The following is a 22,656-nucleotide window of genomic DNA, read 5'->3' on the forward strand; positions in this document are numbered from 1 at the left end:
GTTTTAACCGCCGAGTCCGTTGGAAATCACCGAATAGCACTATTGTCAATCAGCCTTCACGGACGGCCTCTCCTGCCCAACCCCTACTCCCCACAAGAAAATTTACTCTTTGTGGAACAGGCATCTTGCCTGTTCTTGAGCATGGTGCAAGATATCAGTTGGAGCGGGATTTCCGAGCCTTCCTGTAAGGTTACCAATTGCGGCAATTAACTTAGTTATGTCAACTGGTTTAGATAAGTGCATCTGGAAACCAGCTTCCAGCGCTTGCTTGCGCTCTTCCTCTCTGGCGTAAGCCGTCAGGGCGATCGCAGGCATCTTTCCACCCCTGATCACTTCCAGTTCTCTCACGCGCGCGATCAACTCATAGCCGTCTGCTCCCGGCATTCCAATGTCGCTCAGCAGCAGATCGGGCCAATAACTCTCCAGTGCAGCTAGAGCCCCGGCCACCGATGTCGCCGATCGCACCATAGCTCCTTCGTCCTCGAGTAAAGCAATCAAAAACTCCCGCGTGTCATCGTCATCATCCACCACCAGCAATTGCAAATTAGCCAGAGTGGGGAGAGTCTCTGTCGCGTCATTGAGTTCCGACCAATCATCCCCTGCACCTCCGGTCTTCCTTTGTGCAAGAGGTAAAGCCACCGTAAATTTCGCACCTTCGCCCGGATTATTCTCTGCATGCACCTTACCGCCGTGCTGTTCCACCAAGTGACGGACGATCGCCAATCCCAGCCCCAAACCCCCGTAAGACCTAGTTGTGCTGCTATCAGCTTGGCGGAAGCGATCGAAAACATAAGGCAAAAAATCAGGAGCTATACCAATGCCACTATCAATTATCTGAATGTGAGCCTCATCGCCAACTGACTCTAACCGCACCTCTACTTTACCCTCTTGCGGACTAAACTTAATCGCATTTGACAGCAAATTCCACACAATTTGCTGCAAGCGATCAAAATCGCCGATAACTTCACCTACATTTGGGCTGCACGTTAATTCTATGACTATTGATTTTTCCTCGGTCAGCGGCTGCAAAGAATCTATTGCCAGCTTGATCGCAGATTCCAACCGAATCGGATGCATATTTAAATTTAGTTTCCCCCGCAGAATCCGCGAAACATCTAAAATATCTTCGATGAGTTGAGCTTGAGATTTAGCATTGCGCTCAATTGTTTCTAGGGCTTTCTCAATAGTGTCTTGGTCAAAGGTTTTGGTACGAAGCAGCCTAGACCAGCCGAGAATTGCATTTAAAGGAGTACGGAGTTCGTGAGAGAGAATAGCTAGAAATTCATCCTTCATCTGGTTAGCTCTCTCCGCTTCTTGTCGCGCCACTTGTTCGCGGATTAGTCTGCTGCGTTCTTCCTCTGCTTGCTTGCGGTCTGTGACATCTCTAACCGTACCCACATGACCGATCAGTTTTCCCAAATCCGAAAACATTGGCGACGACTGCACATTAATCCAACGCACAGTTTCGCTCCCAGCTAATCGAAACTCATTAGAATATTCGTGACCTTCTTTAATCCAAGCTAACCAATGTGCTACTACGCGATCGCGATCTTCTTCATGAACTTCCCGCTTCCAAATCTCTGCTAAACTTTCCTCCAAAGTTAACCCGCAAATCGCTTGACAACGGGGATTGATGTAAGTACAGCGGCCTTCAACGTCAGCTAAGTAAATTCCCAGTGGTGAACAAGCACACAAAGTGCGAAACCGCTCTTCACTTTTACTTAGTTCACTATTAACCGCAGCTAACAGTGTTGCTTGCTGCTTCACCTCGACTGTTTTTTGGAACAATTCCACAAATACCTGCACCTTCGAGGTCAATATTTCCGGTTCCAAGGGTTTGAACAGGTAATCCACCGCACCCAGAGAATAACCTTTAAACACGTGGGTGTCATTACTGCTGAATGCTGTGATAAAAATAATCGGAGTCGCTCGCGATCGATCTCTAGAGCGAATCAATGTTGCTGTCTCAAATCCATCCATTCCCGGCATCTGCACATCAAGCAAAATTACTGCAAAATCTTCATTAAGCAGACATCTCAGAGCCTCCGCGCCCGAACTAGCTTGTACTAGATTATAAGAGGGGCTGTTGAGAATAGCTTCTAGAGCTATCAAATTTTCTGGGCGATCGTCAACTAAAAGGACATTTACTCGATGGGGGGACTGCTGATTCATAATTTTTTTAATCTTTAATTCTTAGCAAATTGACTAAACAGGGAGCGATTTTAGAGAGGGGTAAAATCCAGTCTACTTTAACATTTGCGATCGCCGATGCTGGCATGGTCGGGCATAGAGCTGAAGCCGGTTCCTCCACGAATGTCAATCCTCCCTCAGCTTTAATTTTTGCCAGCCCTTTACTACCATCCGAATTAGCTCCCGTTAAAATTATGCCGATAACTTTCTCCCCAAAGGCATCCGCAGCAGACTCAAACAGCACATCGATTGAGGGCCGCGCATAGCAGACAGGAGCCTCAGTTGATAGTGCAAACGTAGGAGTTCCGCGATTGCGGATTGGGGAGTTTGAATTATGGATTGACTCCACTGCCACGCTCCCCCATTCTGTAAAGTCGTTTTCATACAGGATAAACTCCTCGTCAGAGGGCGATTCTATTAGCAAGTGATAGTCAGCAGGAGCCAAGTAAACCCGTCCAGGTGCGATCGGCTCTTTGTCTTTTGCCTCTGTGATTTGGAGAGAGCTTTGCTTTTGTAAAAAATAAGTAAGCCTATTCTCAGAACTCTTATGGCGGTGTTGGACAATAACTACAGGCAAAGGAAAGCTTTGGGGCAAATCTGCCAGCAGCACAGTCAGAGCCTCTAGCCCTCCCAAAGACGTACCCACAACCACTATTTCAAAATTTTTCTTATTTAATTCTCCGGTAGAGTTTCTCACTACTTTCAATTGGTTCATAGTATTTTTCATAAGGTGTAAAAGTCAGAGACTCCTGATGTCCTAGTCCTAAAACTCCAAACATTCCCAGGCTCTCATAAAAAAGCTTGTGTACCCGCTCTTGGAGGTGTGAATTGAAATAAATCATCACATTACGGCATAAAATAACATTAAATTCATTAAAAGAATTATCCGTTGCTAGGTTGTGGTGAGCAAAGACAATATTATCTTTAAGTGAAGAGCGAAAAATCGCATTTTCATAGGCAGCAGTGTAATACTCAGAAAACGCTTTCTTGCCCCCCGCTTGGTGGTATAGTTGCGTATATTCTTGCATTTGTTTCAGCGGAAATATCCCTGTTTTGGCTGTTTTCAAAACTAATTCATTCATGTCCGTAGCGTAAATCCGACAACGGTCATAAAGTCCTTCTTCTTGCAGCAAGATTGCCATAGAATAGACTTCTTCGCCCGTTGAACATCCAGCGTGCCAAATCCGAATAAAAGGATAAGTACGCAACAGCGGCACCACTTTATTTCTGAAACTAATGTAAAAGCTGGGATCGCGAAACATCGCCGTTACATTGACAGAAATATCCAGCAGTAAACGATCTAGGTAAGCAGGATTGTGAAGTACCTTTTCCTGAAGTGCAGAGACAGTGGTGAGCCGTTCCGAGCGAATAGTGTTCCTAATACGGCGCTTGAGAGAGGCAAGAGCATAATTACGAAAATCAAATCCGTAATAGCGAAACATTCCCTCTAGTAGGAGTTGAATTTCGATTGTTTCAAGTTCATGACTTTCGGACATTTTTAATGACTAATTGGTTATTGGGAATTTTTGACTGTTGACTGTTAACTGTTAACTGTTAACTGTTAACTGTTAACTGTTAACTGTTAACTGTTAACTAATGACTAATGACTAATGACTAATGACTAATGACTAATGACTAATGACTAATGACTAATGACTTCTTCCTATCGATAAAGCCAGACACGCAGCAGCGAGAGCAACTGTTCCGTATCAACAGGTTTGGTAATGTAGTCAGACGCACCAGCTTCGATACATTTTTCCCGATCGCCTTTCATAGCTTTCGCAGTAAGAGCAATCATTGGCAAGGAAGCAAATTGAGGCATATTACGAATTGCTTGCATGGTTTCGTAACCGTCCATCTCTGGCATCATCACGTCCATCAACACAATATTTATGCCAGGCGTATTTTGCAATTTAGCAATGCCCTCTCTGCCATTCTCAGCATACTCAATCTTCATTTTATGGCGCTCCAGCATACTCGTGAGGGCGAAAATATTCCGCATATCGTCGTCAACAATCAAGACTGTTTTGCCCGCCAGCGTCGAATCTGTTTGATACAGTTGCTCTAGCATTTGGCGCTTTGGTTCCGGCAAATTTGCTTGCACTCGGTGCAAAAACAAAGCTGTTTCATCTAACAAACGTTCGGGCGATCGCACATCTTTAACAATGATTGTTTCCGCCATGCGCTTAAGTTGAGTTTCTTCGGAGCGTGTCAACTCTTTGCCCGTATAAATAATAAGCGGCAGACTTTTCAAAGTAGCCTCTTGCTTGATCTGCTCGATCAGTTCAAAACCCGTCATATCTGGTAGTCCCAAATCCAGTACAACGCAGTCAAAATGCCCCGATTTCAAAATTGCTAGCGCCTCTGCACCACTCCCCACAGCCGTGGTAGAAACATCGTGATTGCCGATTAAATCCACAATGCTCAGACGCTGTGTTTCGTCGTCTTCCACCACTAGCAAATTCTTCACTGGCCGCTCGACAAAACCCTTAATATCAGTCAAAGCTTTGCTCAAGGCTTCGCGACTGACAGGCTTTTGTAAGTAGGCGATCGCCCCTAACTGCAAACTGCGCTGCCGCCCTTCTTCAACTGATACAATGTGAACCGGAATGTGGCGCGTACTTGGGTCGTGCTTCAAGCGATCGAGCACTGTCCAGCCATCCATCACAGGCAAATTTAGATCCAGCATAATCGCAGTTGGCTTGAACTCTCGCGCCATCGCCAAACCGATATCGCTCCGCAAAGCCACCAAACCTTTAAAACCCTGTTCCTGCGCCATATCCAGCAGAATTCGAGCGAAGTTTACATCATCTTCAATAATCAACAGCACGCGATCGTCAGTCTCAATATTTTCTCGATCATCAGAGATTAAAGGTGAGGGGTAAGGCGCGATCGGCAAGTGGAAATTCGGCAAAGGAAGTGCGGGAGAATTAGCAGGGGGTAATTGAGGCGTTTGCTTGCCCGTTCCCGAACCCGTATCATTCATTATTCGCGATTCTTGGTAAGTTTGTGGCAGATAAAGCGTGAACCTACTACCCTCACCAGGGCTACTTGTCAATTTAATTTCTCCACCTAACAAATTAGCGATTTCTCTACTAATTGACAAACCCAAACCCGTGCCCCCGTATTTGCGGCTAGTGCTACCATCTGCTTGTTGGAAAGCCTCAAAAATAACCCGGTGTTTTTCAGCAGAAATCCCAATCCCGGTATCGCTAACTGAGAAAGCCAAAACAGTAGGGGAACTCGTTAAACTTTCTATTTCTAAATTCCACCCGGCCCGCGCTACTTCGACACGCAATTTCACCTCACCCCGTTCTGTAAACTTAAACGCATTAGAGAGGAGATTCTTCAAAACTTGTTGCAGTCGTTTAGCATCAGTATAGAGACCTTTTGGCAACCCAGACTCAAGCTCTAATTGAAAACTCAACTTCTTATCTTGGGCGATTTGGCGGAAAGTCCGATCCAAATGATCTCGCAAGTCCGTAAACAACACTTGCTCAATTTCCACTGACATCGTGCCTGATTCAATCTTAGCGAGATCCAAGATGTCATTAATCAGCCCTAACAAATCTGTTCCAGCCGAGTAAATTGTGCGCGTGTATTCAACTTGCTTCTGAGTCAAATTGCCCTCAGTATTGTCAGAAAGCAATCGAGCGAGAATCAACAGCGAATTCAGCGGAGTTCGCAACTCGTGAGACATATTTGCTAGAAACTCCGACTTATACTTAGAAGTTAGAGCCAACTGTTCCGCTCTTTCTTCCAACAACCCCCTCGCCTGTTCAATATCTCGGTTTTTCCGCTCAACTTCCTTATTTTGCAGCGCTAGCAATTCAGCTTGTTCTTCTAATTCTTCATTCGTTTGTTGCAACTCTTCCTGCTGACTCTTCAACAGTTCCTCAGATGCGCGGAGAGACTGCGCTTGTTGTTCGAGACGCTTGTTAGTTTCCGTTAGTTCCTTTTGCTGAGTTTGTAACTCTTCCGCCAAAGACTGCGACTGTTTCAGCAACTCTTCCGTTCGCATACTCGCCGCAATTGTATTTAAGACAATGGCGATACTTTCTGTAAGTTGGTCGAGAAATGTTAAGTGTATTTCGCTGAATCGCCGGAACGAAGCTAACTCGATTACTGCCGTCACTTGTCCCTCAAAGAGTACGGGTAAAACCACAACATTCAACGGCGTAGATTCTCCCAGCCCAGATCCAATTTTAATGTAGTTCTCCGGCACTTCAGTCAACAGTATGCGTTCCTTTTCCAGGGCGCACTGTCCTACCAAACCTTCGCCTAAATGGAATCTATTTCCTAACTGTTTGCGTTCGCGGTAGGCGTAGGTACTTAACAGTTTGAGAAACGGATCGTGTTCCACAGCTTCCATCATAAAGAATACGCCATGCTGAGCAGAAACCAGCGGCGTCAATTCTGAGAGAATTAGTTTAGAAACAGTTTCTAAATCTCGCTGACCTTGTAGCATTCGAGTGAACTTAGCGAGGTTGGTTTTCAGCCAATCTTGCTCAGTATTCTTCTGCGTCGTCTCCCGGAGATTGGCAATCATCTGGTTAATGTTGTCCTTAACAATGGCAACTTCTCCTTCCGTGGCGACGGAAATTGACCTCGTTAAATCGCCTCTGGTAACAGCAATTGCCACTTCGGCGATCGCCCGCAGTTGAGTAGTCAAATTCGCCGCCAATTCATTCACGTTATCCGTCAAATCTCGCCACGTCCCCGCCGCGCCCGGAACCTTTGCCTGGCCGCCCAATTTCCCTTCAATTCCCACCTCCCGCGCCACTGTAGTAACTTGATCGGCAAACGTCGCCAGCGTATCAATCATCTCATTAATCGTATCTGCCAGAGTTGCAATTTCTCCCTTAGCTTCCAGCATTAATTTGCGCTTCAAATCGCCATTCGCCACCGCCGTCACAACTTTAGCAATACCTCGCACTTGCGCTGTCAAATTCCCCGCCATCGAGTTTACGTTGTCGGTTAAATCTTTCCAAGTTCCTGCAACTCCTTTCACCTCAGCTTGACCGCCCAATTTACCCTCAGTTCCAACCTCCCGCGCCACCCGCGTTACCTCAGAAGCGAAGGAATTAAGTTGATCCACCATCACGTTAATAGTGTCTTTCAACTCCAGAATTTCGCCTTTAACATCAACGGTAATTTTCTTAGACAAATCGCCATTTGCCACCGCTTTCGTCACTTCCGCAATATTCCGCACCTGCGCCGTCAAATTACCCGCCATCAAGTTAACATTATCGGTTAAATCTTTCCAAGTTCCCCCTACACCCCGCACGTAAGCTTGTACACCTAATTTACCTTCCGTTCCTACTTCTCTCGCCACCCGCGTTACTTCAGATGCGAAGGAACTCAACTGATCCACCATGATGTTAATCGTGTTTTTCAGTTCGAGAATTTCGCCTTTAACATCTACTGTAATTTTTTTGGATAAATCGCCATTTGCCACTGCCGTTGTCACTTCGGCAATGTTACGCACTTGTGCTGTTAAATTCCCCGCCATCGAGTTAACTGAATCCGTTAAATCTTTCCAGGTTCCAGCAACTCCTTTAACTTCTGCTTGCACCCCTAATTTCCCTTCGGTTCCCACTTCCCTAGCAACCCTGGTTACTTCCGATGCGAAGGAATTTAACTGATCCACCATCGTGTTGACGGTATTTTTTAACTCCAAAATTTCACCTTTAACATCGACAGTAATTTTCTTCGACAAGTCGCCATTTGCCACCGCAGTAGTAACAGCCGCAATATTCCGTACTTGCTCTGTCAAACTACCCGCCATAAAATTAACTGAATCCGTTAAATCCTTCCAAGTTCCTGCTACGCCTCGGACATCCGCTTGACCGCCTAGTTTACCTTCCGAACCCACTTCCCTAGCAACCCTGGTTACTTCAGATGCAAAGGAATTAAGCTGATCCACCATCACGTTAATGGTGTTTTTCAGTTCTAAAATTTCGCCTTTAACCTGTACCGTAATTTTTTTAGATAAGTCACCGTTAGCAACAGCAGTCGTCACCTCAGCAATGTTGCGGACTTGTGCTGTTAAATTCCCGGCCATTGAGTTAACTGAATCCGTTAAATCTTTCCAGGTTCCTGCTACTTCCTGCACTTCAGCTTGCACGCCTAACTTCCCTTCCGTTCCCACTTCCCTAGCAACCCTGGTTACTTCCGATGCGAAGGAATTTAACTGGTCAACCATCGTGTTGACGGTATTTTTGAGTTCGAGAATTTCCCCTTTAACATCTACGGTAATTTTCTTAGATAAATCGCCCTTTGCCACAGCGGTTGTCACTTCAGCGATGTTCCGCACTTGTGCTGTCAAACTGCCTGCCATGAAGTTAACGCTATCCGTTAAATCCTTCCAAGTTCCGGCAACTCCTTTAACTTCTGCTTGACCGCCGAGTTTGCCTTCGGAACCCACTTCTCTCGCCACCCGCGTTACTTCCGATGCGAAGGAATTTAACTGATCTACCATGATGTTAATCGTGTTTTTCAGTTCGAGAATTTCACCTTTTACATCTACTGTAATTTTTTTAGATAAGTCACCATTTGCCACAGCCGTCGTCACGTCGGCAATGTTCCGTACTTGTGCGGTAAGATTGCCAGCCATTGAATTAACTGAATCCGTTAAATCTTTCCAGGTTCCTGCAACTCCCCGCACTTCAGCTTGCACCCCTAATTTGCCTTCCGTTCCTACTTCTCTCGCCACCCGCGTTACTTCAGATGCGAAGGAACTCAACTGATCCACCATGATGTTAATCGTGTTTTTCAGTTCGAGAATTTCGCCTTTAACATCTACTGTAATTTTTTTGGATAAATCGCCATTTGCCACTGCCGTTGTCACTTCGGCAATGTTACGCACTTGTGCTGTTAAATTCCCCGCCATCGAGTTAACTGAATCCGTTAAATCTTTCCAGGTTCCCGCAACTCCTTTAACTTCAGCTTGCACACCTAATTTCCCTTCGGTTCCTACTTCCCTAGCTACCCGCGTTACTTCCGACGCAAAGGAACTCAACTGGTCTACCATTGTGTTAACAATTTGCGCTGTTTGGAGGAATTCTCCTTTGAGGGGTCTGTCTTCTATTTCTAAGGCGATAGTTTGCGATAAATCCCCTTTTGCTACGGCCCGAATTACTCTGGCGGTTTCAGAGGTTGGTTGCACTAAATCTGTAATTAGGGTATTGACAGAGTTTACGCTAGCTGCCCATGACCCCTCGGCGCTGCCGATGGTTGCCCGCTGGGCAATTTTGCCTTCTTTACCGACAACTGTGCCGATGCGATCGAGTTCGGCCGCCATTCTCTCATTGAGCTCGATAATGTCGTTAAGTTCGTCAGCAATTTTCCCCGCTAGACCGGTCTGGTCTATAGGCATCCGAACTGAAAAGTCCCCTTTTTTGACAGCTACTAAGGTTCTGAGTAACTGTTTGGCATAACCATTACTGGAATTGGCGCTTGTTATCTGTGCAGTTGACATGACCGTTACCTTTGACGAGTTTGAAGGGGAAGGGGGGAATATTTTTGAGATTATTGATATTATCCGACTAAAGCAGTGTCTGATTGCTTCTATCGAAAGATGGATGACAAATTGCTGTTTATCAGGTATTTTGTTATTGGTTATTTTATACTGGTTAGCAAACTCTTCTTGCTAACCAGTTAATTGTCGGGTGTCAGGAACAGGCTCGCAAGCCTGTTCCACCCTGTTCCACACAGAGTGAATTTTATTGTAAGGCGGGCAGGATGCCGGCCCTACAGATTATCAACTGCGATTATTTCCAATTTTGCCACGAACTATTGAAAATAGAAGTACCCGGAAAGGCGATCGGATTGGCATTTTGTTGCAACCGCAACTGCAACACTTCCAAGTTGGGCTCGCGGGACGGCAATTCGTCCACTAATTCATAAGGGAGAATCCCCTTTTCTAGGGAAAAAGCAGCCGTAACTCCCGCCGCCGCACCGGCAGACCATTCAAAAGAATGCACTCGATAAGCAGCGGCCGCTGTGTGGCTAACAGCAATACTTTTACCCGCCACTAACATATTGTCAATTTTCTGGGGAATCATTGCCCGCAGCGGAATTTGGAAGGGATAAGCTTGCCCTTGACCTTTGCGAGTACCTTCCCGTTCGGTATTTCCTGGTGCTTCCGGCGGACTGTTGGTCATGCAGGGGTGAAAGTCGATCGCATAATGACCAATCCCCACAGAATCAGGATAAATCGTAGCGCGCGATCGCGATTTTGTATCCTCAACAGATTGACTTCCCACAGCCAAAGCCGGCGCATTCAAACCACCCACAGCTAACCACAAATTGCGATACTCTTCCTCCGACAAATTCTGGCGGTAAAAATCAGCCGTAAAGTCAGTGCGAGACATATCAACTTCCCACACCGTAAAACCTTGAGGCTGATTGAAACTCGGCCGCCCAATAATGCGCCGGCCCTCCCGCATATAAGGATATTTAGAAAGTCCGTGCACCGTCCCCATCGGCGAATCCAACCCGCTCAAAAAACGATTGTTTGGATTAGGCTTTTTGACTCCCTCTCCTAGCTGCGAGTCAGTAGTTCCTGTTACCAGCCAGTAGAAAAATCCTTTGGCATTTTCCTCTCCCTTTCGCAAAGTTTCGGTTCGCAAACCGCCCATCCATCCCCCCGGTTGCAGTTGACCTGCTGCCTCCAACTGCTCGCGAGAATAAATTAAATTATCCTGGGCAGAACCGGGACGATAGTCATTGCCCCAAGTCCAGTTTTGCATCGAAATATCCCCCGGATAAATCGGGAATTGCTTCGGGCCGGAAGGTCGCTTTTCATCCGGTCTCATGCTCCTGATTTGGCGGTAGGTGAAAACTAAGGGAAAGCTCGCCAATCTCTGCAATTCGTAGCTGTAGTAAGGAGCGTATTGTTGATAAAAAGACGGCATTTGATGCTGTTGCGGTTCCTTCGTTGCCTCCATCGCAAAGGTGTAGGTAAAACCTTGAGTGCAGTAAGCGTCGCCGGTGGGGCTGGCAGAAGAAGGTTCGAGAGGGGAACGCGGGTCAATTCCGAGGCGGTAGGGAACATCCGCAAGTCCGATCAATTCTCCTGTTTCAGTGGCATCTACCACATACCACTCAGCAGGTCTAGGTTTTGAATTTGACTGGTTAGGTGGTTTGGGAATAAACCGAATAATAGTTTTGTTAAATCGCGGAGAATTTTCGTAGCGATAGGCATCTTCGATCGTCTGAGAAAGAGTTTCGGTGTTGATTGGTGGCGTGTTGGCGGCGGGTTTGTGTTGAATGGCGATCGCACTTTTAATTTGTTGACCCCCTACCGCATTCCCCGCCACAGCAGGAGTAATTGCTAGTTCTTTAATAACTGTATTGGGAAACCATTTCAGCGTGCCTTTGCCTTTTTTAGCGGCATCCTGCAAGATGTTAAATAGAATTTTGTGACCGTCGTATGGCATAAAACACGAATAGCTAACCCAACAGCCTCCGGGATTTAGCCGGCCGTAATGTTCCTTGATCCGCTCCCGCAATTCTAGGTAGCCACGGGGGTAAAATAAGAGCGATCGCTGAGTATCTCTTTCATCGAGTGCGGAAGTTCCCTGGGAGGAAATTTGACCGCCTACCCAATCAGTAATTTCAGTGAGGCAAACTGTGCGCCCCGCCAGCAAACCTTCGTAAGCGGTAGCAGCCCCTGCGAGACCGCCGCCTGCTACTAGAATGTCGCAAGTTTCAGCAGTGTCGGGATTGCGGGGAGGTGCGGCAAATACTGGCGAAATGCTCCCCATCGCGGAAATTATGCCGAGGGTGAGGCTAAGGATCGATCGACCTTTGAGCAAAAATAGATACTGTCGAAGTTTCATCGGAGATTGTGGAATTAATTTTGACATAGCGCGAAAAACACTCATCCCATTTAAATGTTTATTTTGCAGTATACTGGTATTTCGCGCTGTTGTCAGGGAAAACTTTTTTAGAGAAGAGGCATTAATACCAGCAACAACTATTGAACAGCCGGATGAACCTTATGCTCAAGATAGTCAAATTTTTTAGGTTATTTATTCCTTTTGAGACTTTAACAATTACCACCAGTTTAACTTATTCGGAAGTTTTACGCAGGTTGGACGAAGTTGTTACTCCTCCCAAAGTTTTTAGAATAATTATACCCTTTTGTCAGCCCCCTGCGAAACCCTATGAAGGAACGATTGATGGCAAAACCTTCAAAATTAATCGCATCATCATCGGCAGACATTTATTGTTCCCAATTATACAAGGATATATACATAATCAACAGTTCGGTTGTTCCATCAGGATTAGGATGAGTTTACATACAACAGTTATAGGATTTCTGATTCTGTGGCTGTGGACAACTGGCAGTATTGGAATGTTTTCTTTATTTGCTTGGTTAGTCGAACCATCCGTGGGAGCCATATTTTTACCAATTTTAGGAATGTTTATTTTTGGCTGGCTTTTGTGCTTGATTCCATTTAAAATAGAGGCAAAAGCAGCTATAAAATTCTTGTCTATTTTCTTAACATAAAGTAATTGATTACGACCATATTTGAGCTGTATTATTAAAAACAATCGGGCTTCATTTGCAGTAAAAAAAAACTAAATTTTCCGGGATTACCCATGCGTCAAAACCAACTCAAACAAAAAATTAAACAAGGCGAAACAGTCCTCGGTTTATTTATGAACTGCGCTTATCCCGCATTCATGGAAATCTGCGGTCACGCTGGATTTGATTTCGCCGTTATCGATATGGAACACGGCCCCCTGAACCCGCTTGCTGCTGAAGATTTGTGTCGCGCCGCCGACTGCACCGGAATTGCACCGATTGTTCGTGTCCGCAAAAACGACGGGCCGCAAATTCAACGAGCTCTCGACATCGGCAGTGCAGGAGTTCAAGTACCTCAAATTGAAAGCAAAATCGATGCCGAAACCGCTGTCAAAAGTGCTAAATACAGTCCTCTGGGCACGCGAGGCCTTTCCTTTGCTACGCGGGCAGGACTTTACACCGCTGCAGGTACAAATATCACCGATCGACTCAACGAAGAATCCTTAGTTGTGATTCATGTCGAAGGCAAATGCGGCATCGACAACCTGGCAGAAATTGTTACTGTGCCAGAGGTGGACGTGATTTTTCTGGGGCCTTACGATTTGTCACAGTCGATCGGCATTCCCGGCCAAGTCCGCGATCCCCGAGTCATCGACATGATGCAAGAGGCAGTCCAAACCATCCGCAAAGCAGGCAAAGCCGCCGGTACTTTTGCCGAAAACCCCGAAATCGCCCAGCAGTGGATTGATGCTGGCGTTCAGTACGTCGCACTTGGGGTCGATGTTGGCGTTTTCCTGCGGGCCTGTCAGTCGCTGGTGAAAGCAGTCAATCGATTTTAGATTTTAGATTGGGGATTTTGGATTAAAAGAAGAACCAGCCCCCAATTCATCTTGTCGTCTTTACGATATCTTTGCAATTTTTGTAGTGTCTTTTACGACACATACAAAAATCCTGCGCTAGAGTAGAAGCATACACCTCCTCCAGGCAAAATTAGGGAGGGGAGCAAGGCTTCAGGGAGTAAAATCTATGAAAACCGTATTAGAATCCATTCATTTGGATTATGCCTTCATGTTTACTTTCAAAAAAGTAAACTCGATTAAGCTAGAAGGCTTCAAGGAATTTTTTGACGATATGCCTGTCGATCCGTATGTGAAAGGTAAGTATCGTTCGAGAAGATTATCGCGGTTTGCAGTCAACGGAAATGAGTTAGTTAAGCTACCTCACGGCTATTTGTATCAAAGCAAAACATACAATCCGCTAGTGGGTGATATCAGGCGGGAATTTGCCGAATTGGACGATCGGCTAATCGCCCTCGATAATTTCAAACAGATGATTTTTGCTTTTTTCGATTCCTGCAAAATTCACCCGGAAGCTGAAATCGGCATCCATCAAATCAGAACGACTTGTTCGCCAAACAATTTCGGCAACCCCGCACCGGAAGGCATTCACCAAGACGGTACTGACTTTATCGGGATTTTCTCGGTTGACAGAACTAATATTGTCGGCGGGGAAACGCATTTGTACTTGGCTAAAAAAGAGAAGCCTGTTTTTAATAAAATTCTGCAACCGGGAGAATTGCTGTTAGTTAACGACCACGAGTTTTTCCACTTTACTACACCGATTAAACCGGAATCTGAAGGAGTGGGAACCAGGGATGTCTTTGTGCTGACTTCTCCGAGTTTGCTTACCGATTGAGGATACAGTCTGGGACGAATAACCTAATGATGTAGGGTGCGCGCAGCGCACCTTACTTCGATTACCCATTACTGCATCCCACAGATCACCTTTTGGTTGCGCCCCTCCCCATTTCAATGATGGTTAATGCTTGGGAAAATCGATTCCTGAAATTGATATTCCTTCCATCTTCTGCACATATCGTCCTTGCGCCGCTACACATTCTGCCATTTTTTTAGCTTGTATGGGTTGACTCCTGGGATCGGGGGAGATACCTCTATACTCCCATGTACCGCGAATGTCGCCAGAGAATGCTTTTCCATTGTTTTTTAATACTAGCTCCGTGCCAGTTGCATCAATATAGTATTTCCCATTTTCAACAGACACGCTGCTAATTGTGATAGATTCGACTCCTTTGTAGGGATTTGCAGGGCCATCAACGATCTTGATGCAGATTCTATTGTTTTGATGTGCAATCTCTCTACGGGAGTTATTGAACATTGTTCCTTGAGCGTAGTAAGATCCTGTGGGTAGAATTGTAGAGCCTTGTTGATTACTTTGAGCAGAGGAAAATGATGAGATTGACAGAAGGATAGAACTAAAAATTAGTGTTTCGATCGCCAAAAATTTCATTTGCAACAAAACTCCATTAAAATTGTTTTTTCAGATTCTACACGATCGCAAATGCTCTATAAACTTCTCTAGAGTTCTTGCAAAAGTCAAATTCACCTCCAGCAAGTCCCCCCTTATTCAGGGGAGCAACAAGAATAATCTTGCTTCTTCCCCTGATTCAAGGGCAGGGTTGGGGTGGGTGCTTTGTGTTTTTACAAGAGTTCTAATCATGACTCAAGTCATTACTACAAACCTTTCGTTAGTAGTGAGGACTTTATTCGTCTTTCTGGCGTTTAGTCAATCATGACTCAAGTCCTGACTACAAACCTGCGTATTTTCCTAAAAAGCCAGGTTTATGCCTCTAGCAACTCACAGATAAATCTTATCGAAACTTCCGTTCAGACTCTTGAATCGGAACATCATTAATACTAGCTTCACGTCTTCGCATTAACCCATTTTCGGCAAATTCCCACTGTTCATTACCATAGGCGCGATACCAGTAGCCAGAATCATCGTGCCACTCATACTCAAATCGAACAGAAATCCGATTATCTGTAAAACTCCACAGTTCTTTCTTTAAACGGTAATCTAATTCCTTTGCCCATTTTCGTCTTAAAAAAGCCTTGATTTCTTCCCGTCCGCTGAAGAATTCGGCACGGTTTCGCCACTGAGAATCTTCCGTATAAGCTAAGGCTACTCGTTCTGGATCGCGGGTATTCCAGGCATCTTCAGCAGCTTGAACTTTGGCTTTAGCCGTTTCTAACGTAAAGGGCGGTAGAGGTGGTTTAGTTTCCATCAGCTTTGTTTTTTGTGATTATAAAATATCAGGTGCGGGATGCTCGCGCTACAGAGAGAGTTTTGGGAATTTGAGATCAATTCTCAGCATCGGGATCGATTCCCATTGCTCGCAGTCGATCGGCTAACTGGGTAATTTTTCGCTCTGCTTGTTCGGCTCTTTCCCGTTCTTGTTCGGCTCTTTCCCGTTCTTGTTCGGCTCTTTCCCGTTCTTGCTCGGTTCTAGCCCGCTCAATTTCAACTTGTTCGGAGCCAGTTAACAGCAAATTTCCCTGCGAATCCCACCACCGCAGCCAAAGCAATTCTTGATTTTGATAGCTTCCCTGCCACAGTCCCAATTCTACATCTAGTACAGGAATGGGATAGTGACCGCGTGCGTTTGGCTGCATCCTTTGATACACAAAATCTATCAGGTGATAGACTTCTAAATTGCCAGTTCTCATTTCATAAATGCCGTAGTAAGGAATGCGAATAATTCTCTCGTACACCCAAAACTTACCCGGTTTAGTGGTAGTACCGTCAGCGGCCACAGTCAAGGGAGTACGATCGCGCTCTTCCTCTCCATTACCGCTAGCAAATTCTAAAGCAATGAACGGAGCCATGTGTTCCCGCCAAAGTACATAAGAACGGCGAAAACCGTCAAGTGTTGCGGGTACATTCGGCACGTAAAACCAATCCGGTGCTTCTGCGCCTCGCTCTGGCGGGTCAGTTTCTCGCCAGTAAATGCCGCAATCTTGCCCGATCGCATATTGTCCATCTGGATGCAGCCGCTCTACAACCGGCCCGATCGAATCTGTCAGAATGATGCTCTGAGGATGCTCCTGAAAATTTTTCACAAATGTACCGTCTTCGTCTGGCAATTGGGTATGATCGGGGAATGCAGGAGGCAGACCTGTAGCAGTTATTATCTCAGTCATCGTCTTTTCCGTGCAGTTATTGTTAATTGTACTGCGAAATTTTAGAGCAATCTGATTTGAAACTTTAGCTAATATTCGCTAATATGGAAAAGCGATCGTAAAAGGTAAGTCAAATGGTTGTCGCAATTTCTAAAGCGGGATTGGGTACAGGTGCGGCTTTCCTGTCAAACGTGACATGGGAGACTCTGGAAAAATTGGATGCTGATTTGGCAGACACTGGGGCGCGCTTAACTTATTTGGATGGGTGTTTAGAAATTATGGCCCCTTTATCTGATGCTCATGAAGAACCTAAAAATACTTTAGGTCAGGTTTTAGAAGTTTATATGCGGACGAAGGACATTCGTTTCTACGGACGCGGCAGTACAACCATCGGGATGAAGGAGTTGGGTGCACGGAAAGAACCGGACGAGTCTTATTGTTTGGGTACGCGCAAGTCGGTTCCAGATTTGGCGATCGAGGTAACAGTGACGAGTGGTGGAATTGATACGCTGGAAATCTATCGTCGTGTGGGAGTGCAGGAGGTTTGGTTTTGGGAGGATGGGGTAATTTCGGTTTATTGCTTGCGTTCTACGGGGTATGAGTTGGTGAGTAAGAGCGAACTTTTGCCGGAGTTGGATTTGCGATCGATCGAGTTTTATTCGCGGATGGCGGATCAATATGATGCGGTGAATGCTTTTATGCGATCGATGTAGAAGTTGAGAAGTGCTACTATATAAACTGATTGATGCAGGTGAAGTTACAAGACAAAATAAAGCCCCCTTAAGAAAACCAAACACAACAACTGCTGGCATTCAAACAAGCTTTTAATTATAAATTGATTTCTATAGGGAGTTTTTTCATTTTAGCTCCTATTTATTTCTCAAATAGAGACAAGATGAGTTTTCACATTTAGTAGATGACGAAAGAAAGGCGAGGCTATATGTATTTAATCGCTTGTCCTATAGCAAGTCTATTTGAGTTGTGAATGTAGAACAACCTGAAACGCTTGTGATGATTGAATCGATTGTTTACAAATCAAATGGTTTTGCTATATTGTTGTTGCAGTTAAATTGTTTTGACTGTTATAAACAAACAAGTATTTTTTTGGTTTCCTTGGACAAAAAATTCATTAGGCTCACGTGTTGAAGGAACAATTCGGGTTTTACCTTGGAGAACCGTAGGAAGAAGGATTTCATCTTCTGTTCCAAAGTTTTTGATGCCATCTCCTATTAACCGCGAGTTTAAGTTGGCAGCAAATTAATCTGGATCTCCAGCAATGCCTACAAGTATACTGTTACCGGAGCCAGTCAAAGTATCAGATCCAAATTCTGAAGCCAGCTCGGAATTACGAGGGGCTGTGCGACCTACTCCTATTACTTCACTGCCATTAGAATAAGCAGCAACGCTATCTTGTCTTGGAATCACAGGGGTTGGGGTGGGAGTCGGAGTCGGAGCGGGTGTAGGAGTAGGCGTTGGGCTTGGTGTGGGTGTTGGAGTAGTTATAGCTTGAACAACTCCGTTTTCGACAGAAAAGTTACCGATTAAAACATCTCCTTCTGCAGGATTGTAGTCTGGAAGTTTATCTCCTGCTTTGACATTGAAAGTATCGCTGCCATTACTCCCGTAAAGAATGTTGATACCTTCACCACCAAATATGAAATCGTCACCTTTGCCACCGTAGATGGTATCGTTACCTTCACCGCCGTAAATTGTATCGTTACCTTGATCGCCGCGGAGAAAATTATCTCTACCACCACCATACAAGATATCGTTATCTTTGCCAGCGTAAATGGTATCGTTACCACCATTGCCAGAAAGGGTATCGTTACCTTGGACACCAAAAATGATTCCAGATTATTGAATTGCGTCATTGCCGTTGCTTCCAACAATAGCGCCTTTGAACTCACCGTCTTGGATAATAGTCATTGTCGTTGTTTCCTTTTTTTGTAAAATGCCAAAACACCAAGTTTGGGGTTAGTTTTTCTTGTATCTTGCGGGTTTAAATAAAACTTTTACCTAAAAAGTTATCCTAACGAGTTTTTATGCTTTTGTCAATAAGTAAAACAAAGACATCTTTAGAATAGGTCTTTTAGTAGTAGAGTGCGTCACCTTGCCATTTTTCACCAAAACGATCGATTATCGCAGGTGACACACCTTACTTTTGTTGATAATCAAATTGCGATCGCCCATCCCCTACCATACCCAGTAGCAGAAGAAGGGCGATCGTTTTATTTAATATAATTGACAAAACCCTCTCAACTTTAGAGGTTCTCCCAATCACTAATATCAACTTTAGCCTGTCGCAAAATCTTAGCTAAAAAGTTGGCACTGATATCACCTTGATGAGGATTGGGGATGGTAATGCGAAGGTTATCTTTCACCATGAACTGATGCCTTTTTCCCGAATAGGGGCCGTCAAATCCCAGTTGTTTCAGATAATGAATTAAGTCTCGACGTTTGACTGGTTTTAAAGGAGGCATCAGGCAACTTCCTTGGTAACTGTAAGGTCGATATTATCAAGGACAGGTAAAGGAAGTTTCAGGGTGAGACTAAGTAAAATCCAGTCTTCCAATACCTCTTGCAATTCTTCTCGACAAGCTTCGAGACTTACAGCATTTGCATAGACTCCCTCACAGATAGGAATTTCTCCGTAGAAAGTCCCATCATCAGGGAAAATTTCATACTTAGCTTGCTTCATGGCAGCTTGGATGTATTTAGTTAACATATTAAAGCAATCTCCTTTAAGGTGATAAAACGAATTGGGATGATATCAAGCCAACCTTGATTAGCAATAGAGCCAAACAAAATTAGGGCGTGTCCATTGAGATTATGATCTATCAAAAAAATCACGCTTTTGCCTCACGCTTTGCCTTCGCGGCTCGAAGCTTTTCCCAAGCAGCTTCCGTTCCTGGTCTTGGTGGTTGTGCCGCAATTCTGGCAATCAGATCGCGATTTTTTTCTTCATAGTACAGCCGAAGTTCCTCAGCTTCCTTAAGCACTATTTGATACTCAGCTTCAACATCAGAGCGATTTGCCTCAATATAAGCTAAAGCCGCATTAATTTGTTCCTCTGTAAGGTCAAACAATCCCCTGATAAACTTAGGTGGATATTGAGCCGTCACATAGTCCATGATGTCGTAGATGGTGATGCGCGTACCTGCGATCGACAGTCCTCTTTCGGTACGGATAATAGCTGTTTGTTCGTCGGATATGGTTATCATACCTATAACCTCCTTGAAGTGATTTCTATATTATACCAACTCTCAAAAGTCTGGCAATAATCATTAGTGTTGGGTTTATTTCCTGTTTTAGTAACGCGATCCAAATCCAACAAACCGGGTTTCTGCGATCATCTTGGAATTCCCACCGAAATTTTGGAAAGAAACCAGGTTTCTGAACCCCCACACGATCGCCCAACTTCAACTAAACCCAGCTAACCACAGCGGAAGCATCAACAGCAAACCGACAGAAGTGATGGCGATGCTGCTAGCTAACAAATCGCGATCGAGCTCGTATACTTCTGCTAAAATCAGCACGGAAAGAGCTGTGGGCGTTCCCGACATCAACACCAACACGAACCTCGGATCGCCACTCAATCCGAAATAACTAGCACCCAATCCGATTAGCACCGGCACAATTACCACTTTTAACAGCGACGGGATTAACGCCAGTTCAAAACTTTCCCATTTCTTAATAGACCTCAGCCGGATGCCAACCAGCAGCAAAGCACTGGCAATTACCACCCAAACAGCAGTCTGCAATCCCGATTCCACTGTTTCGGGCAGGGGAATGTTTCTAGTATAAAAACCAATTAAAAATGCCCACAGAGCGGGAACTGTCAGCACGTCCCGGATCTGAGTCCACCAGTGATTTTTTTGCTCGGAGTTCCCAAAATAGCTAGCAATAAATACACCGAAACAATAAGTTCCAATAACATTGTTAGTGACGCTGTACAATACAGCCCAGTTGTTGTTATCGCTGCTGATGATAGACGGGGTGATTGCTAATCCAACAAAGCCCGTATTCCCTAACATCGCAGCTAGGAGAAAACTGCCTTGGCTCGATCGCTTCAGGGAATTAAAATTTAATAAAAATAAATTTACCAGAGAATTTTTGCCCTGAAAATAGGGCTTTTGGATGTGGGCCGCACTCAGCCTACGCAATAATACCCAAGTCAGCCAAGCAAAACTCGTACTCAGAAATAACACGAATATGGCGATCGCCGGCGTGAATCCCACAGCACCCGAAAAATCGCTTTGACGGGCTAAAACTAGAATTTGCAGCGGTATCCCAATCCAGAAAAGAAAGTGGCTCAGCAGCTTGGGAAAATCAACTGGGATGTACCGAAACAGCAGCAGTCCTAAGCCCGTCCAGATAACTAGGGGCGTATAAGCGTGAAATAAGGTTTCAATCATAAAAATTTAACTAGACAATTGGAAATGCCTCTATCTATTAATAGTAATGCTAAAATCCGTTTAAGAAATGCGAATTGTCGTTAGCGGAGCCCTCGAAGAGGATCGCACTTGCACGCTTTTTCGTCCTAGCGTGTTCGCAGCAGTGCCAGCCCGAAAATTTCCGCCCAAATTCCCGCACCTTCCAGGGCAAAATCCTCAGACTGGCCGCCCCAAATGCTTGCAGCTTTTTGCCTTCAGATTCACAAAACCTTTTTTAATTGGAGAAATGTGCGATCGATCTATCTTGCCTTGGACGAACAGATGTCCCACGTTTTCCTGCCGTTTCGCTCTAACGGAAATACGGCGAGACTAAAGCTGCTAATGACTTGCACTCATTAATTCAATTTCAAAGCATTAACAGGCACCTCATCCCAAGAACTAACAGTCCGCAAGGTAGCAACCCAGCCCTGCTGTTTTTGCTCGGTCGTCAAATTCTTCTCAAAAGATTCGTGGCAATCCTTCGCTTGAGTCTCATCGCAACAAGCAATACAAGAATAAAGAATGCCCGACGGATCGATTTGCTCGTTTACCCAAATAATCACGATCTACTCTCCCAATTAACTTAACTATTATCTAAATTTTCCTATATTTTTGTCAATTAAGTAGGTAGGTATTAATTAACCCTAGTGCGGCATTTTAGGTTAACAGGCAAGATGCGTGCCACACACAGGCATCTTGCCTGTTCCACACACAGGCAGGATGCCTGTTCCACACACAGGCAAGATGCTTGTTCCACACACAGGCAAGATGCTTGTTCCACACACAGGCAAGATGCCTGTTCCACACGCCTGAATTACTTCGATGCCAAATTTGCCAAAGACTCGCCCGCAACCCGGCAAATCCGCCAGTCGGGCATCACATCAGCACCGATACCCTTGTAAAATCCGATCGCCAATTCATTCCAATCCAAAACGCTCCATTCCAAACGCCCGCAGCCCCTTTCAACCGTCAACTGCGCTAAATAAACTATCAAAGACTTGCCAATTCCCCGCCCTCGAAACTCAGGGATCACAAACAAATCTTCCAAATAAATTCCCGGCTGAGTCAAAAAAGTAGAATAATTGTAAAAAAACAGCGCCCAGCCCACAACTTGACCTTCGCACTCGGCTAAAATCGCTTCAGCAAAAGGTCGATCGCCAAACAAATGATGCTCCAAATCAACCGCATTGCCAGTAACGGCATGAGATAATTTTTCGTACTCAGCTAAAGCTTTAATCAAATCAAACAGCACCGGCACGTCGGCGCGGGTAGCTGGACGCAAAATTACCTCAGAAGACATAAATAGGGCTTGCTGAATAATCGATCGCACATCAAGAATAAGAGCGATCGATATCTTCAAGCCGAGTTAAATATAAGTTTTTTCTGTATCGATTCATCCCAATTATAATTGTAGATTATCTTCCACGCAAAAACAGGTGTTGTTTTTCCAAATAGACATAAAAACACACAAAAAACCCGGCGCCACCAGGTAGCAAGGTTCATTACCAAAAAAGTAATT

19 protein-coding genes and 1 pseudogene are annotated in these 22,656 nt (G+C 45.0%); 4 read left to right on the plus strand and 16 right to left on the minus strand.

Annotation, left to right across the window (positions count from 1 at the left end; translation table 11 throughout):
- Nucleotides 1-102 precede the first annotated feature (102 nt).
- The 5 genes from QT979_RS12745 to QT979_RS12765 form a co-directional block, all read right to left on the minus strand.
- Nucleotides 103-2,172, minus strand: a complete 2,070-nt coding sequence (locus QT979_RS12745; protein ID WP_333211582.1) for a response regulator — start codon at nucleotides 2,170-2,172, stop codon at nucleotides 103-105.
- A 7-nt stretch (nucleotides 2,173-2,179) separates the two neighbouring features.
- The gene (locus tag QT979_RS12750) at nucleotides 2,180-2,905 is read right to left on the minus strand and encodes a chemotaxis protein CheB (protein ID WP_333211584.1); all 726 of its coding nucleotides are present in this window, start codon (nucleotides 2,903-2,905) and stop codon (nucleotides 2,180-2,182) included.
- Nucleotides 2,859-3,686: a protein-glutamate O-methyltransferase CheR gene (locus tag QT979_RS12755; protein WP_333211586.1), complete on the minus strand. Its 828-nt coding sequence runs from the start codon at nucleotides 3,684-3,686 to the stop codon at nucleotides 2,859-2,861. Before QT979_RS12755 ends, QT979_RS12750 begins: the two co-directional genes overlap by 47 nt.
- A gap of 167 nt (nucleotides 3,687-3,853) precedes the next feature.
- A complete protein-coding gene (locus QT979_RS12760; RefSeq protein WP_333310319.1) occupies nucleotides 3,854-9,670 on the minus strand; it encodes a HAMP domain-containing protein in 5,817 nt (1,938 codons plus the stop codon).
- A gap of 292 nt (nucleotides 9,671-9,962) precedes the next feature.
- Nucleotides 9,963-12,035 (minus strand): FAD-dependent oxidoreductase, encoded by a 2,073-nt coding sequence (locus tag QT979_RS12765; RefSeq protein ID WP_333310321.1) that lies wholly within the window; start codon nucleotides 12,033-12,035, stop codon nucleotides 9,963-9,965.
- Between the two features lie 152 nt (nucleotides 12,036-12,187).
- Between QT979_RS12765 and QT979_RS12770 the strand changes: the two genes are divergently transcribed.
- The 3 genes from QT979_RS12770 to QT979_RS12780 all read left to right on the plus strand — a co-directional run bounded on the left by QT979_RS12770 (nucleotide 12,188) and on the right by QT979_RS12780 (nucleotide 14,422).
- Nucleotides 12,188-12,709: a hypothetical protein gene (locus QT979_RS12770; RefSeq protein WP_333310323.1), complete on the plus strand. Its 522-nt coding sequence runs from the start codon at nucleotides 12,188-12,190 to the stop codon at nucleotides 12,707-12,709.
- A gap of 92 nt (nucleotides 12,710-12,801) precedes the next feature.
- The gene (locus QT979_RS12775) at nucleotides 12,802-13,566 is read left to right on the plus strand and encodes an aldolase/citrate lyase family protein (RefSeq protein WP_333310325.1); all 765 of its coding nucleotides are present in this window, start codon (nucleotides 12,802-12,804) and stop codon (nucleotides 13,564-13,566) included.
- Between the two features lie 187 nt (nucleotides 13,567-13,753).
- Nucleotides 13,754-14,422 carry a 2OG-Fe dioxygenase family protein gene (locus QT979_RS12780; protein WP_333211596.1) on the plus strand — a complete coding sequence of 223 codons (669 nt, stop codon included), beginning with the start codon at nucleotides 13,754-13,756 and terminating at the stop codon, nucleotides 14,420-14,422.
- A gap of 123 nt (nucleotides 14,423-14,545) precedes the next feature.
- Here QT979_RS12780 and QT979_RS12785 read toward each other — a convergent pair whose 3' ends face one another.
- The 3 genes from QT979_RS12785 to QT979_RS12795 all read right to left on the minus strand — a co-directional run bounded on the left by QT979_RS12785 (nucleotide 14,546) and on the right by QT979_RS12795 (nucleotide 16,725).
- Complete coding sequence (locus QT979_RS12785; RefSeq protein ID WP_333310327.1) at nucleotides 14,546-15,034, minus strand: hypothetical protein; 489 nt, start codon at nucleotides 15,032-15,034, stop codon at nucleotides 14,546-14,548.
- 361 nt (nucleotides 15,035-15,395) lie between these two features.
- Nucleotides 15,396-15,809 (minus strand): nuclear transport factor 2 family protein, encoded by a 414-nt coding sequence (locus QT979_RS12790; protein WP_190657739.1) that lies wholly within the window; start codon nucleotides 15,807-15,809, stop codon nucleotides 15,396-15,398.
- A 76-nt stretch (nucleotides 15,810-15,885) separates the two neighbouring features.
- A complete protein-coding gene (locus QT979_RS12795; RefSeq protein WP_333310329.1) occupies nucleotides 15,886-16,725 on the minus strand; it encodes a Uma2 family endonuclease in 840 nt (279 codons plus the stop codon).
- 113 nt (nucleotides 16,726-16,838) lie between these two features.
- Between QT979_RS12795 and QT979_RS12800 the strand changes: the two genes are divergently transcribed.
- Nucleotides 16,839-17,417 carry a Uma2 family endonuclease gene (locus tag QT979_RS12800; protein WP_333211602.1) on the plus strand — a complete coding sequence of 193 codons (579 nt, stop codon included), beginning with the start codon at nucleotides 16,839-16,841 and terminating at the stop codon, nucleotides 17,415-17,417.
- 544 nt (nucleotides 17,418-17,961) lie between these two features.
- Here the strand turns inward: QT979_RS12800 and QT979_RS12805 are convergent.
- The 8 genes and pseudogenes from QT979_RS12805 to QT979_RS12840 form a co-directional block, all read right to left on the minus strand.
- Nucleotides 17,962-18,552 (minus strand): calcium-binding protein, encoded by a 591-nt coding sequence (locus tag QT979_RS12805; RefSeq protein WP_333310337.1) that lies wholly within the window; start codon nucleotides 18,550-18,552, stop codon nucleotides 17,962-17,964.
- Nucleotides 18,553-18,965: 413 nt separating this feature from the next.
- Complete coding sequence (locus QT979_RS12810) at nucleotides 18,966-19,184, minus strand: type II toxin-antitoxin system HicA family toxin (RefSeq protein WP_333217051.1); 219 nt, start codon at nucleotides 19,182-19,184, stop codon at nucleotides 18,966-18,968.
- A complete protein-coding gene (locus tag QT979_RS12815) occupies nucleotides 19,184-19,429 on the minus strand; it encodes a type II toxin-antitoxin system HicB family antitoxin (RefSeq protein WP_015178899.1) in 246 nt (81 codons plus the stop codon). Before QT979_RS12815 ends, QT979_RS12810 begins: the two co-directional genes overlap by 1 nt.
- A gap of 121 nt (nucleotides 19,430-19,550) precedes the next feature.
- On the minus strand, nucleotides 19,551-19,925 hold the full coding sequence (locus QT979_RS12820) for a DUF433 domain-containing protein (protein WP_333310331.1): 375 nt from the start codon (nucleotides 19,923-19,925) through the stop codon (nucleotides 19,551-19,553).
- Between the two features lie 198 nt (nucleotides 19,926-20,123).
- Nucleotides 20,124-21,119: an AEC family transporter gene (locus tag QT979_RS12825; RefSeq protein WP_333310333.1), complete on the minus strand. Its 996-nt coding sequence runs from the start codon at nucleotides 21,117-21,119 to the stop codon at nucleotides 20,124-20,126.
- A gap of 374 nt (nucleotides 21,120-21,493) precedes the next feature.
- Entirely contained in the window at nucleotides 21,494-21,700 is a 207-nt protein-coding gene (locus QT979_RS12830) for a glycogen debranching protein (RefSeq protein ID WP_333310335.1), read from the minus strand.
- 251 nt (nucleotides 21,701-21,951) lie between these two features.
- Nucleotides 21,952-22,437: a GNAT family N-acetyltransferase gene (locus QT979_RS12835; RefSeq protein WP_333310339.1), complete on the minus strand. Its 486-nt coding sequence runs from the start codon at nucleotides 22,435-22,437 to the stop codon at nucleotides 21,952-21,954.
- Between the two features lie 56 nt (nucleotides 22,438-22,493).
- Nucleotides 22,494-22,656: pseudogene (locus tag QT979_RS12840) on the minus strand (IS5/IS1182 family transposase); the annotation flags it as partial.

This window comes from Microcoleus sp. w2-18bC1 (genome assembly GCF_036700365.1).
In the GTDB taxonomy this organism is placed as follows: domain Bacteria; phylum Cyanobacteriota; class Cyanobacteriia; order Cyanobacteriales; family Microcoleaceae; genus Microcoleus.

Excerpts from the sequence above, each read along its gene's own strand:
- QT979_RS12745 (WP_333211582.1), bottom strand. The coding sequence starts at position 2,172 with ATGAATCAGCAGTCCCCCCATCGAGTAAATGTCCTTTTAGTTGACGAT.
- QT979_RS12750 (WP_333211584.1), bottom strand. The coding sequence starts at position 2,905 with ATGAACCAATTGAAAGTAGTGAGAAACTCTACCGGAGAATTAAATAAG.
- QT979_RS12755 (WP_333211586.1), bottom strand. The coding sequence starts at position 3,686 with ATGTCCGAAAGTCATGAACTTGAAACAATCGAAATTCAACTCCTACTA.
- QT979_RS12760 (WP_333310319.1), bottom strand. The coding sequence starts at position 9,670 with ATGTCAACTGCACAGATAACAAGCGCCAATTCCAGTAATGGTTATGCC.
- QT979_RS12765 (WP_333310321.1), bottom strand. The coding sequence starts at position 12,035 with ATGAAACTTCGACAGTATCTATTTTTGCTCAAAGGTCGATCGATCCTT.
- QT979_RS12770 (WP_333310323.1), top strand. The coding sequence starts at position 12,188 with ATGAACCTTATGCTCAAGATAGTCAAATTTTTTAGGTTATTTATTCCT.
- QT979_RS12775 (WP_333310325.1), top strand. The coding sequence starts at position 12,802 with ATGCGTCAAAACCAACTCAAACAAAAAATTAAACAAGGCGAAACAGTC.
- QT979_RS12780 (WP_333211596.1), top strand. The coding sequence starts at position 13,754 with ATGAAAACCGTATTAGAATCCATTCATTTGGATTATGCCTTCATGTTT.
- QT979_RS12785 (WP_333310327.1), bottom strand. The coding sequence starts at position 15,034 with ATGAAATTTTTGGCGATCGAAACACTAATTTTTAGTTCTATCCTTCTG.
- QT979_RS12790 (WP_190657739.1), bottom strand. The coding sequence starts at position 15,809 with ATGGAAACTAAACCACCTCTACCGCCCTTTACGTTAGAAACGGCTAAA.
- QT979_RS12795 (WP_333310329.1), bottom strand. The coding sequence starts at position 16,725 with ATGACTGAGATAATAACTGCTACAGGTCTGCCTCCTGCATTCCCCGAT.
- QT979_RS12800 (WP_333211602.1), top strand. The coding sequence starts at position 16,839 with ATGGTTGTCGCAATTTCTAAAGCGGGATTGGGTACAGGTGCGGCTTTC.
- QT979_RS12810 (WP_333217051.1), bottom strand. The coding sequence starts at position 19,184 with ATGCCTCCTTTAAAACCAGTCAAACGTCGAGACTTAATTCATTATCTG.
- QT979_RS12815 (WP_015178899.1), bottom strand. The coding sequence starts at position 19,429 with ATGTTAACTAAATACATCCAAGCTGCCATGAAGCAAGCTAAGTATGAA.
- QT979_RS12820 (WP_333310331.1), bottom strand. The coding sequence starts at position 19,925 with ATGATAACCATATCCGACGAACAAACAGCTATTATCCGTACCGAAAGA.
- QT979_RS12825 (WP_333310333.1), bottom strand. The coding sequence starts at position 21,119 with ATGATTGAAACCTTATTTCACGCTTATACGCCCCTAGTTATCTGGACG.
- QT979_RS12835 (WP_333310339.1), bottom strand. The coding sequence starts at position 22,437 with ATGTCTTCTGAGGTAATTTTGCGTCCAGCTACCCGCGCCGACGTGCCG.